Origin of the sequence: Paraburkholderia sp. BL18I3N2, from assembly GCF_003001875.1 — a bacterium.
Classification (GTDB): domain Bacteria; phylum Pseudomonadota; class Gammaproteobacteria; order Burkholderiales; family Burkholderiaceae; genus Paraburkholderia; species Paraburkholderia phytofirmans.
In genome coordinates, this window is record NZ_PVNC01000009.1 from 225,206 (window position 1) to 237,682 (window position 12,477).

At 64.2% G+C, this 12,477-nt stretch carries 11 protein-coding genes; 9 read left to right on the plus strand and 2 right to left on the minus strand.

Translation table 11 applies throughout. The annotated features are described in order from the left end of the window. Nucleotides 1-26: 26 nt before the first annotated feature. From B0G75_RS24020 to B0G75_RS24060, 9 genes are all read left to right on the plus strand, one after another. Entirely contained in the window at nt 27-773 is a 747-nt protein-coding gene (locus tag B0G75_RS24020; RefSeq protein WP_106311301.1) for an AzlC family ABC transporter permease, read from the plus strand. Then, nucleotides 770-1,093 carry an AzlD domain-containing protein gene (locus B0G75_RS24025; protein ID WP_106311304.1) on the plus strand — a complete coding sequence of 108 codons (324 nt, stop codon included), beginning with the start codon at nt 770-772 and terminating at the stop codon, nt 1,091-1,093. The genes B0G75_RS24020 and B0G75_RS24025 overlap by 4 nt, the downstream gene beginning before the upstream one ends. Nucleotides 1,094-1,364: 271 nt before the next feature. Then, the gene (locus B0G75_RS24030; RefSeq protein ID WP_106311307.1) at nt 1,365-2,558 is read left to right on the plus strand and encodes a phosphoglycerate kinase; all 1,194 of its coding nucleotides are present in this window, start codon (nt 1,365-1,367) and stop codon (nt 2,556-2,558) included. Between the two features lie 460 nt (nt 2,559-3,018). Then, nucleotides 3,019-4,455, plus strand: coding sequence for a pyruvate kinase (gene pyk, locus B0G75_RS24035; protein WP_106311310.1), 1,437 nt, complete (start codon nt 3,019-3,021; stop codon nt 4,453-4,455). Between the two features lie 369 nt (nt 4,456-4,824). Further along, entirely contained in the window at nt 4,825-5,889 is a 1,065-nt protein-coding gene (fba, locus tag B0G75_RS24040) for a class II fructose-bisphosphate aldolase (protein ID WP_106311313.1), read from the plus strand. A 132-nt stretch (nt 5,890-6,021) separates the two neighbouring features. Continuing rightward, on the plus strand, nt 6,022-6,912 hold the full coding sequence (locus tag B0G75_RS24045) for a phosphoribosylaminoimidazolesuccinocarboxamide synthase (protein ID WP_012434235.1): 891 nt from the start codon (nt 6,022-6,024) through the stop codon (nt 6,910-6,912). Between the two features lie 230 nt (nt 6,913-7,142). Continuing rightward, a complete protein-coding gene (gene purE, locus B0G75_RS24050; RefSeq protein WP_106284085.1) occupies nt 7,143-7,661 on the plus strand; it encodes a 5-(carboxyamino)imidazole ribonucleotide mutase in 519 nt (172 codons plus the stop codon). 108 nt (nt 7,662-7,769) lie between these two features. After that, complete coding sequence (locus B0G75_RS24055) at nt 7,770-8,966, plus strand: 5-(carboxyamino)imidazole ribonucleotide synthase (protein WP_106311316.1); 1,197 nt, start codon at nt 7,770-7,772, stop codon at nt 8,964-8,966. Between the two features lie 10 nt (nt 8,967-8,976). After that, on the plus strand, nt 8,977-10,017 hold the full coding sequence (locus B0G75_RS24060) for an L-threonylcarbamoyladenylate synthase (protein ID WP_106311319.1): 1,041 nt from the start codon (nt 8,977-8,979) through the stop codon (nt 10,015-10,017). Nucleotides 10,018-10,116: 99 nt separating this feature from the next. On the opposite strand, the gene B0G75_RS24065 is transcribed toward B0G75_RS24060, so the two are convergent. Both B0G75_RS24065 and B0G75_RS24070 read right to left on the minus strand, forming a co-directional pair. Next, entirely contained in the window at nt 10,117-11,367 is a 1,251-nt protein-coding gene (locus B0G75_RS24065) for an SGNH/GDSL hydrolase family protein (RefSeq protein WP_106311322.1), read from the minus strand. A gap of 94 nt (nt 11,368-11,461) precedes the next feature. Then, entirely contained in the window at nt 11,462-12,424 is a 963-nt protein-coding gene (locus tag B0G75_RS24070; protein WP_106311325.1) for a sterol desaturase family protein, read from the minus strand. Nucleotides 12,425-12,477: the final 53 nt, after the last annotated feature.

A 12,477-nucleotide genomic window follows, 5' to 3' on the forward strand; every position in this document is an offset into this window, starting at 1 on the left:
CCCTTGGGCGCCCGCGTTTCGCCCCCATGCTCGCTCGCCTGTCAGATACCAATCGCCGTGCCTTCCGCGAAGGCGCGCGCGACTATTCGCCCACCCTGATGGCGATTTTCTCCTGGGGGCTCGTCACCGGCATCGCCATGAGCAAATCGGTGCTCACGTTGCCGCAGTCGCTCACCATGTCGCTGCTGTGCTACGCGGGCTCGTCGCAACTGGCGGTGCTGCCTCTGCTCGCAGCCAAGCTGCCGATCTGGACCGTGCTGCTCACGGCGGCGATGGTCAATACGCGTTTCGTGATCTTCAGCGTCGGACTCGCGCCGCATTTTTCGTATCTGCCGATGTGGCGGCGCATCGTGCTCGGCTACTTCAACGGCGACGTGATCTATCTGCTGTTCCAGAAGAAGAGCTTCCCGACGGGCTATGTGCCGGGCAAAGAGGCGTACTACTGGGGCATGGCGATCTGCAGCTGGCTGTCGTGGCAGGTGTCGTCGATCGCCGGGATTCTGCTGGCGAGCCTGATTCCCGATAACTGGGGTCTCGCGCTGGCGGGTACGCTGGCCTTGCTGCCCATCATGATCTCGGCGATCGCGACGCGCTCCACGCTGGTGGCGGTCGGCATCGCCGGTGTGGTGTCGCTGCTCGCGTTCGATCTGCCGTACCGGCTCGCGCTGCCGCTCGCGGTGATCGCGGCAATCATCGCCGGCAGCGCCGCCGACCTGATGGTCGAGCGCGCCGACTTGCGCCGCATCCGTAACAGCGCCGGAGATTCCCGATGACATCCACGCAGATCTGGCTGGCCATTTTCGGCATGACCTTGGTCACCGCCGTGACACGCGCGATGTTTCTAATCGGCGGCGAACGCACCGTTTTGCCGGCGCGGGTGCAGCGCATGCTGCGTTATGCGCCGGCTGCGGCGCTTGCCGCCGTGGTCCTGCCGGACGTGCTGGCAACGCCCGACGGGTTGTCGTTCGCGCCGTCGAACCATGAGTTCTACGCCACATTGGCGGGTCTCGCGTGGTTTTTGTGGCGGCGCACCATGCTCGGCACGATTGTCGTCGGAATGGTCGTGTTCACGCTGTTGCGCCTGTTCATGTAATTGAAGAGGCAGGAAATGCTGCGTTGCGGCATAGGTGCCGTTTGCTCCAAATACGGGACATTCGCCCGGTCGCGGGTCAGGAGGCTGTGTGGATCAGTTAAAATGCTTGTTTCCGGGATAAGCGCGCTGCTGCAAGGCGCGCGGGCCGCGGCCTGGCCGCCGGCACCCGATTCAGTGGAGCCGCTGCCGTGCCTGAGCGCTGGAGTTCACCGCGCTTGAGTACCGCGCGCCGTCCGCCACCGCCTTCCCATCAACTCGCACACACACGCCCATGAACAAGGTATTGCGTCTCTCCGATCTGATCGCCGAAGGCAAGCTATCCGGCAAACGCGTGTTCATCCGCGCCGATCTGAACGTGCCGCAGGACGATCAAGGCAACATTACCGAAGACACCCGTATCCGCGCCTCCGTGCCGGCCATCAAGGCCGCGCTCGATGCAGGCGCCGCCGTGATGGTCACGTCGCACCTGGGCCGTCCGACCGAAGGCGATTTCAAGCCGGAAGATTCGCTGGCGCCGGTCGCGAAGCGTCTGGCCGAACTGCTCGGCCGCGACGTGCCGCTGGTGGCGAACTGGGTCGAAAACGGCGTGAACGTCGCGCCGGGCTCGGTCGTGCTGCTGGAAAACTGCCGCGTCAACAAGGGCGAAAAGAAAGATTCCGACGAGCTCGCGCAGAAAATGGCGAAGCTCTGCGACATCTACGTGAACGATGCGTTCGGCACCGCGCACCGCGCTGAAGCCACCACGCATGGTATCGCCAAATACGCGCCTGTGGCGTGCGCCGGCCCGCTGCTGGCCGCCGAACTCGAAGCGCTCGGCAAGGCGCTGGGCGCGCCGAAGCGTCCGCTGGTGGCGATCGTCGCCGGCTCGAAGGTTTCCACCAAGCTGACCATCCTGAAGTCGCTGGCCGACAAGGTCGATCAGCTGATCGTGGGCGGCGGCATCGCCAACACCTTCATGCTGGCTGCCGGTCTGAAGATCGGCAAGTCGCTCGCCGAGGCCGATCTGGTGAACGAAGCCAAAGCCATCATCGACGCCGCGAAAGCACGCGGCGCCTCGGTGCCGATCCCGACCGACGTGGTCACAGCCAAAGAGTTTTCGCCGACCGCCAAGGCCGAAATCAAGGCCGTCGCCGACGTTCAAGACGACGACATGATCCTCGACATCGGACCGGAAACGGCCAAGGTGCTCGCAGCGCAACTGGAAAAAGCCGGCACGATCGTGTGGAATGGTCCGGTCGGCGTGTTCGAATTCGACCAGTTCGGCAACGGCACCAGGACGCTGGCGGATGCGATCGCCAAGTCGTCGGCGTTCTCGATTGCCGGCGGCGGCGATACGCTCGCGGCGATCGCCAAGTACGGCATCCACGACAAGGTCAGCTATATCTCGACGGGCGGCGGCGCCTTCCTCGAGTTCCTCGAAGGCAAGAAGCTGCCCGCCGTCGAAGTTCTGGAATCGCGGGCTTAACGTGACGACGCGCTCCCCAACGGCAAAGTCTGCAAAAGCGCGCGGCGGCAAGCCGCGCAACATCGCAGCAGCATCGGCAGGGGAGCGCGCGGCGCGCTCCGCCGCCACTCCGGCAGCAGCCGATCCCGCGCTTGAATTCGCGACCGGCCCAGTTAGCGCCGAACATCAGCAAGAAGAATCCGGGGCGTCCCTCGCGCTTGCGGAGTTGACCACTGCCAGTGAGGCAGCGGAATTGTCCAGCGCAGATGCTGTGCAAACCACCGCGCCATCCGCAGAACTCCCCGACGAAGAACTCGCCCCTCAACCGGCACCCCCCGTGCTGGTCTCGAACACCGCTTCACTCAATAAAGCGACGCTGGTTTCAACCGGCGCGCAGCCCCCGGCAGCATCCTTCGGTGCGCAGCCTCCGCATCCGACTCGCAGCGCTCTTTCCAGCGATCTCACCCAGACGAGGAGACTCATGCATCGCGCCACCAAGATTGTCGCCACCATCGGCCCGGCTTCCAATACGCCGGAAATCCTGCTGCAAATGATTCAGGCAGGGCTGGACGTGGTGCGGCTCAATTTCTCGCACGGCACCGCCGACGACCACCGCCAGCGCGCCGAATTCGTGCGCGAGGCGGCGCGTCAGGCCGGCCGCGAAGTCGCCATCATGGCGGACCTGCAAGGCCCGAAAATCCGGGTCGGCAAATTTGAAAACGGCAAGGTCATGCTGGTCGCCGGCGAGCCGTTTGTGCTCGACGCCGACTGCGAACTCGGCAACGAGCAGCGCGCCGGTCTGGACTACAAGGACCTGCCGCGCGACCTGAAACCGGGCGACGTGCTGTTGCTCAACGACGGCCTGATCGTGCTGAACGTTTCGCGCGTGATCGGCAACGAGATCCACACCGTCGTCAAGATCGGCGGCGAGCTGTCGAACAACAAGGGCATCAACCGCCAGGGCGGCGGCTTGTCGGCGCCCGCGCTGACCGCGAAGGACATGGAAGACATCCGCACCGCCATGTCGCTCGGCGTGGACTATGTCGCGGTATCGTTCCCGAAGAACGCCACCGACATGGAAATGGCCCGCCAGCTGGCGAACATTGCCGGCGCGCCGTTCGGCATCAAGCCGAAGATGATCGCCAAGATCGAGCGCGCGGAAGCCATTCCGGCGTTGCAGGGCATTCTCGACGCCTCCGACGGCATCATGGTCGCGCGCGGCGACTTGGCCGTGGAAGTGGGGAATGCCGCAGTCCCCGCGCTGCAAAAGCGGATGATCCGTATGGCGCGCGAATCGAACAAGTTCGTGATCACCGCGACGCAGATGATGGAGTCGATGATCCACGCGCCGGTGCCGACCCGCGCCGAAGTGTCGGACGTCGCCAACGCCGTGCTGGATGGCACGGACGCGGTGATGCTGTCGGCGGAATCGGCGGCGGGCAAGTATCCGGTGCAGACCATCGAGACCATGGCGGCGATCTGTGTCGAAGCCGAGAAGTCGGAGCAGTCGGAGCTGGACAAGGATTTCCTCGACCGCACGTTCACGCGGATCGACCAGTCGATCGCGATGGGTGCGCTGTTCACGGCGTTCCATCTCGGCGCGAAGGCGATCGTGGCGTTGACCGAATCCGGCTCGACCGCGCTGTGGATGTCGCGTCACTGGACCCACGTGCCGATTTTCGCGCTCACGCCGCGAGTCGGCAGCGAGCGGGCCATGGCGTTGTATCGCAACGTGACTTCGCTGCACCTGGACACCAACACTGATCGCGACACGGCGTTGCAGCAGGCGTTGGAGACGGTGGTCAGCAAGGGTTACGCGTCGCACGGCGATATGGTGGTGCTGACCGTCGGCGAGCCGATGGGGCAGGCCGGCGGGACGAATACGCTGAAGATCGTGCGGGTCGGCGAACCGTATTGAGCGCGCGCGGTGCGTGGGGATCGGTGTCGGTGCTGAAGCGCTGGCTCCGATCGACATGCGCTCTGCTCGATCGGCACGCTCTGCGTCGGACCGGAGTGGGTGCTTTGCATGGGATCGGAGTAACGCGCTAAAGCGCGAACTCCAGTCGACGGCTAAGGCGCCGACTCTGGTCGACAAACTCGATTGGCCGAAGCAGGCTGCCATGCTCCGCGAGAGGCGGCGCACGGGCTCCAATCGCGCGTCGAGCGGTAAGGACCGCTCCGCGCTTTAGAGACCGTGTGAACGGGTATGCAGCTTGCTCCGAGACCAACTCGCCCAAAAAAAGATGCCGACGGCACAAGATTTCGTTTCAATCTATGGAGTTATTGCATGCCTCTCGTATCAATGCGTCAACTGCTGGACCACGCTGCTGAAAACGGCTACGGTCTTCCGGCATTCAACGTGAACAATCTGGAGCAGGTTCAGGCGATCATGGCGGCGGCCGACAAGGTCAACGCTCCGGTCATCATGCAGGCGTCGGCCGGCGCGCGTAAGTACGCGGGCGAAGCGTTCCTGCGTCATCTGATCGAAGCCGCGGTCGAGTCGTATCCGCACATTCCGGTCGTGATGCACCAGGATCACGGCCAGTCGCCGGCGGTCTGCATGGCGGCGATCCGCAGCGGTTTCACCAGCGTGATGATGGACGGTTCGCTCGAAGCCGACGGCAAGACGGTCGCGTCGTACGAGTACAACGTGGACGTGTCGCGCAAGGTCGTGGAAGCGGCTCACTCGATCGGCATCACGGTGGAAGCGGAACTGGGCGTGCTCGGTTCGCTGGAAACCATGAAGGGCGACAAGGAAGACGGCCACGGCGCGGAAGGCACGATGACGCGCGAGCAGTTGTTGACCGACCCGGAGCAGGCTGCCGATTTCGTCAAGCTGACCCAGTGCGACGCGCTGGCCATTGCGATCGGTACGTCGCACGGCGCGTACAAGTTCAGCAAGAAGCCCACGGGCGACATTCTGTCGATCCAGCGCATCAAGGAAATCCACCAGCGCATTCCGAACACCCATCTGGTGATGCACGGTTCGTCGTCGGTGCCGCAGGAACTGCTGGCTGAAATCCGCGAGTTCGGCGGCGACATGAAGGAAACCTACGGCGTGCCGGTCGAGGAAATCCAGGAAGGCATCAAAAACGGCGTGCGCAAGGTCAATATCGACACCGACCTGCGACTGGCCATCACCGGCGCGATCCGCCGCTACATGGCGACCAACCCGGGCAAGTTCGATCCGCGCGATTACCTCAAGCCGGCGCGCGAAGCGGCGATGAAGATCTGCATCGAGCGCTACACGCAATTCGGCTGCGAAGGCCAGGCTGGCAAGATCAAGCCGGTTTCGCTTGATAAAATCGCGGAGAAGTACAAAGCAGGCGAACTTTCGCAAGTCGTCCGCTAAGCTGTCAACAGGCTCCGCGCCTGGCCGATTGGCCAGGTTGTCGTTAGACCGCCGTTCCCGCATCATCCGGGGAACGGCGTTTCCCTTTTGTTCCGGTCACACTTTTTGCCTCACTTTTAGCGAACCACGACGATGTCTACCCTCTACGAATCCACGCTCCGCTCGCTGCCGTTGCTCGGCCGCGGTAAAGTCCGCGACAACTATGCGGTGGGCAACGACCAGTTGCTGATCGTCACGACCGACCGTCTGTCGGCGTTCGACGTCATCATGGGCGAGCCGATTCCGAATAAGGGACGCGTGCTCAACGAAATGGCGAACTTCTGGTTCGAGAAACTGAAGCATGTGGTGCCGAACCACCTGACGGGCGTCGCGCCCGAATCCGTGGTGGCGGCCGACGAGGTCGAGCAGGTCAAGGGCCGCGCGGTCGTCGTGAAGCGTCTGGAACCGATCCTCGTCGAAGCCGTGGTGCGCGGCTATCTGGCCGGCAGCGGCTGGAAAGACTACCAGGCAACCGGTTCGGTGTGCGGCGTCGAACTGCCGCCGGGTCTGCAAAACGCGCAGAAACTGCCGGAGCCGATCTTCACGCCGGCCGCCAAGGCCGAAATGGGCCATCACGACGAAAACATCACCTACAACGAGATGGAGCGCCGCATCGGCACCGAACTGTCGGCTACGATCCGCGACATCTCGATCAAGCTGTACAAGGAAGCGGCTGACTACGCGGCCACGCGCGGCATCATCATCGCGGATACGAAGTTCGAGTTCGGCCTGGACAATCACGGCAAGCTGTATCTGATGGACGAGGCGCTGACCGCGGATTCGTCGCGCTTCTGGCCGGCCGACCAGTATCAGGTCGGCACCAACCCGCCGTCGTTCGACAAGCAGTTCGTGCGCGACTGGCTCGAAACCCAGCCGTGGAAGAAAGAGCCGCCGGCGCCGAAGCTGCCGGACGACGTGGTTACGAAGACGGGCGAAAAGTATCAGGAAGCGCTCGAACGCCTGACCGGACATAAGCTCGCCTGATTGCGCGCAGCGGTTGGATTCGTGCCGCGTGAGAAAGCGCGGAGCGGCCTCGTGATTTCGCACCCGTCGCGCGGTTGCTGCCAGGCGACAGGTTCGGAGGCGCTTTAAGCAGAACGCCGCACCTCGGCGAGTTTTCCGTCCCGCAGGAAGTCTCCTTGGGAGATTCCCTCGAAAGGCCTGGCGCGAAGCGACGGGCCGCAGGCGCTCTCAAGAAACAAGGAAGCCGTAAGATGAGTGAAGCACAAACCGCCCATACGCATGGTGCGCCGGTTATCGGCGTGCTGATGGGCTCCAGTTCCGACTGGGAAGTGATGAAGAACGCCGTGGCCATTCTGCAGGAATTCGGCGTGCCCTACGAAGCAAAGGTCGTGTCCGCGCACCGCATGCCCGACGAAATGTTCGCCTATGCTGAAAGCGCGCGCGAACGCGGCATTCGCGCGATCATCGCCGGTGCGGGCGGCGCGGCGCATCTGCCGGGCATGCTGGCCGCCAAGACCACGGTGCCGGTGCTCGGCGTGCCGGTGGCGAGCAAGTACCTGAAGGGCGTCGATTCGCTGCATTCGATCGTGCAGATGCCCAAGGGCGTGCCGGTTGCCACGTTTGCGATCGGCGAAGCAGGCGCGGCGAACGCGGCGCTGTTCGCGGTGTCGCTCCTGAGCGGCACGAGCGACGAGTATGCGCAGAAGCTGGCTGCGTTCCGCGTGCGCCAGAACGAAGCGGCCCACGCCATGGTGTTGCCGGCGCTGTAAGCGCCCAGACTGATTGCTTGAAGACGTCCCCTGTCCGACCCCCGGCCGGGTGCCTGCCATCGCATTGCACGCATTGCACACAGCACCCGGCCGCGACCGACCACTAAGATGAACCCAGACAACACACCGGTTTCACCGATTCTGCCCGGCGCATGGCTTGGCATGGTCGGTGGCGGCCAGCTCGGCCGCATGTTCTGTTTTGCCGCTCAGGCCATGGGCTACCGCGTCGCCGTGCTCGATCCGGACGAAAACAGTCCGGCGGGCGCCGTCGCCGATCGCCATTTGCGCGCGGCTTACGACGACGAAACGTCGCTGACCGAACTCGCGCGGCTGTGCGCGGCGGTGTCGACCGAATTCGAGAACGTGCCGGCCGCGAGCCTCGACTTCCTCGCGCGGACTACATTCGTGAGCCCGGCTGGGCGCTGCGTCGCCGTGGCTCAGGACCGTATTGCCGAGAAACGCTTCATCGCGTCGTCGGGCGTGACGGTCGCGCCGCACGTGGTGATCGAATCGTCGGACGCGCTGGCCGCGCTCGACGACGCGAAGCTCGAAGCCGTGCTGCCGGGCATTCTCAAGACCGCCCGCATGGGCTACGACGGCAAAGGCCAGATTCGCGTGCGCAACGCCGAGGAAGTGCGCGAGGCGCATGCTTCGCTCGCCGGCGTGCCGTGCGTGCTGGAAAAGCGTTTGCCGCTGAAGTTCGAAGTGTCCGCGCTGATCGCGCGGGCGGCGAGCGGCGCGTCGGTGGTTTATCCGCTTGCGCAAAACACGCATCGTGACGGCGTGCTGTCGCACACCATCGTCCCGGCACCGGATGCGAGCGCCACGCTCGTCCAGCAGGCCCAACAGGCTGCGCTGCAAATCGCCGACAAGCTCGGTTACGTGGGCGTGCTGTGCGTCGAGTTCTTCATTCTCGAAGACGGTTCGCTGGTAGCCAATGAAATGGCGCCGCGCCCGCACAATTCCGGCCACTACACGGTCGATGCCTGCGCGACCAGCCAGTTCGAACAGCAGGTGCGCGCCATGACCGGCATGCCGCTAGGCGACACGCGCCAGCATTCGCCCGCTGTCATGCTGAACATTCTCGGCGATGTGTGGTTCCCGGACGGTCCGAAGCGCGCGGCGATCACGCCGCCGTGGCACGAAGTCGCCGCCATGCCGGCAGCCCGTCTGCATCTGTACGGCAAGGAAGAGGCACGGTGTGGCCGCAAGATGGGTCACGTCAACTTCACGGCGGCCACGCTCGAAGAAGCGCGCACGGCCGGCCGCGATTGCGCGCGGCTTCTGCACATCATCACGAGCTGACACGAGCACCATGCCGGATCAAGAGAAACACGCCGAAGGCGCATTGCCGGTGAGCGCCGAGCAGATCGAACACGCGGCGGAGCTGCTCGACGCGGGCGATCTGGTCGCGTTTCCCACGGAGACGGTCTACGGTCTTGGCGGCGATGCCGAGAGTCCCGACGCGGTCGCTCGCATTTACGCAGCGAAGGGCAGGCCGGCGAATCATCCGGTAATCGTGCATCTCGCGCCGCAGGGCGACCCGAACTACTGGGTCGAGCATTTGCCTGCAGAAGCGCAGCGGTTGATCGACGAGTTCTGGCCGGGCCCTCTCACGCTGATCCTGAAGCGCGCCGCACGTATTCCGGCGGCGGTGAGCGGCGGCCAGGATTCGGTGGGATTGCGCTGCCCGTCGCATCCAGTTGCGCAAGCGTTGCTCGATGCGTTCAATGCGCTGCGCGGCGGACACGGCGGTGTTGCGGCGCCGTCGGCGAACCGGTTCGGACATGTGAGCCCGACCACGGCGCAACATGTGCGCGACGAGTTCGGCGGCGCGATTCATGTGCTGGACGGCGGCGCGTCGGATGTAGGTATCGAATCGACCATTCTGGATTTATCACGTGGCTTTCCGGCGTTGTTGAGGCCGGGGCGCGTGACACCGCAAGATATCGCCGACGTGCTCGGTGAGGCGCCGCGCTTGCCGGACGGCTCGGACGCGACTGCGCCGCGGGCTTCGGGCACGTTGAAGGCGCATTACGCGCCGCGCACGCCGTTGGCGCTGTTGCCTTTCGTCGCGCTGGAGCCTTTGCTTGCCGCCCGGCAAGCGGACGAGCGCGTGGCGCTGGTGGCGCGTGCGTCGCGAGCCGGACATTGGGCCGACACCGAAGGCGTGCATTTCATCGCCGCGCCTGAAGATCCGCATGTCTACGCGCGCGAACTGTACGGTTTGCTGCGGGCGCTGGATCGCGCGAACGTGACGCGGATTCTGATCGAAAAGCTGCCGGATACGATCGAGTGGATCGCGGTCAATGACCGGCTTGGCCGGGCGGCCGCTGCGTTCGAAGCACAGGGGTAGTGCCGGCTGCATCAGCCGCCGGAACTCCCGTTCACCGCGGCAAAGAAAAGCGGCGGATCGAGCCTCGATCCGCCGTTTTGCCTGCAACGTCTTGCCTGATTATTTCCCCAACCCCGTCGCGGCGATCTGCTGCTGCACGTACTGCGCGAACAACGCGTGCAAATGCGTGCTCGGGTGCACCGTGTCCGCGAACATGTAGGTCTGGTCGGCGCCAGCCACCGTATAAGTCTGCGGCGAGCAGAACAGCGACGAGCCGAACTGGGCGCCGTACTGAGCCGGCGTCAGTCCGTTCGTTGCGCTCGGATTAGCGGTGGCGTATGCGGTTGCGTTGGTCTGCATCGACGTCAGGTTACACGCCGTGCCGGTGTTCGACACGGTGAAGCCCAGCGCCTTGTAGTTCGGCAATTGCTGATCGATCCACGTGAACGCGTCGGCCACGATGACCTTGCCCGTACCCACGAGGCCGAGGGCCGTCAGGTTCTGCACCAGCAGATAGTTATACGCTGCGGTAATGCCGGACAGCAGTGCAGCCGAGCCGGGCGTACTCGCGTTGGCGGCGACACCGAGCGGCGTGTTGCCGATGTCCGGCACCGTCGACACCACCACGTGAGTCGCGCCCGAGCTGACGATTTTCTGGACTTGCGCGGCCAGCTGCGTGGCGGCCTGCGCGATCTGCGGGTTGGCCAGCTGCTGCAGGTAGCCGACGATAAACGCCACCTGACCTGCCTGCGAGTTCGGCAGCTTGCCGGCCTGCACGAGCAGCGGGTACTGCGTCTGTAGCGCGGCGCCGAGCGCCGTCAGATTCGCGGTGGTCCCCGCGAACTGGAAGATGTCGTTCGCGCCGCCATTGATCAGCACGAGTTGGTTCGCGTTGAAGCTCGTATGCGCGCCCAGGTAGTTGGCCACCTGCGTCACGACCGGCACGGTCGTCGCGGCCATGTTGTTGGGCGCCCAACCCTGGCCTTGGGCGTTGACCACGTCCGAGCCGCCTTGCGCGTAGCCCAAGCCACCCGTTGCAACCAGCGGCTGGCCAAAGCCGCCGAGGTATGCCGGCGTCAACGTGTCGCCGTAGTACTCCGCGACCTTCTGGGTCCATACTTCACCCGGGTTCGTCGTGAAGCGGCCGCCGCCGAAGCTCCCCTGAATTACCGGCGAGTACGTGCCGACATCCGACAAGCTGTCGCCGAACGACACGACCTGCAATTTGACTCCGCCTGCAGGCGTGCTGCTCGCGTTGTTGTTATTGTCGCTACCCCCGCCGCAAGCCGCGAGCAGAGCGAATGCCGTGCTGGCCATGGCGATCTGCGTGACACGCAGCCAATGTTGTTTCCGCGATGCTGTTTGCTTCATGTTGACGACATCTCCTCGTATGTGTGGCCCTTATGCCATGTGTTGCAGGCAGCGCCCGCCGCTTAGGCGGCGTGACGACAGCTTACAGAATCTTCTACGGCCTGCGTGGTGTTTGAAACGCAGCCGTATGGTCTTGCTTCACGCGCATTGCCTCGCCCGGATTTTCACCTGAATCCATGCGCGCTCCCGCTGAACCGGCAGCGCGCCGCGCATGATAATCCGCCGCCCACGCGGGCGGCGCAAACAGCGCGCGCAGTTTGCTGCGCCAGCCGCGCACGCTCGCGAAGTCGACGGCCATCGACGCCCATTCGTGAAACGTCGCTTTCAGCGGGTTGTAAGTGTGAAGCGGTTCGACGATGCCGTAGACCGGCGCATCGCGCGGATCTTCCTCGACATGGCTGCCGAACAGGCGATCCCAGATCACCAGCACGCCGGCATAGTTGCGGTCGATATAGCGGTCGTTGCGCGCGTGATGCACGCGATGGATCGACGGCGTATTGAACACGTATTCGAGCCAGCCGAGTTTGCCGATGGCCTGCGTATGCACGAAAAACTGAAAGCCGAGATTGATCAGCACGATCGCGACGATCTGCTTCGGCGGAAAACCGAGCACGGCAAGCGGCGTCCAGAACAGCCACATGCCGGCGATCGGATACATCAGGCTCTGGCGGAACGCGGTCGAAAAATTCATGCGCTCCGACGAGTGATGCACGACATGCGCGGCCCACAGCCAGCGCACGCGATGACTGCAACGATGGAACACGTAGTAGAGCAGATCCTGCGCGATGAACAGCACGACGAACGAGACCCAGCTCGCCTGCCATGTGTAGATGCGATAGTGGTCGTAGAAGAACGCGTAGACCGGAATGATGGCGAGCCACGCGAGCTTGTCGGCGGCTTGGTGCATCAATGCGAGCGCGGCGTTGCAGAGCGTGTCGCGCCAGCTATAGAGTTGCGCGCCCGGCCGCGTGCGCCGCAGGTGCCACGCCTCCCAGCCGATGCATGCGAGAAAGACTGGCGCCATGGCGAGCAGCAGCAATTCGGCATCGAATTGCATCGTGTCTTCCTCCGTGGTCCCTGGCCGCCGCGCTGTGCGCGGCGGATGTTGTC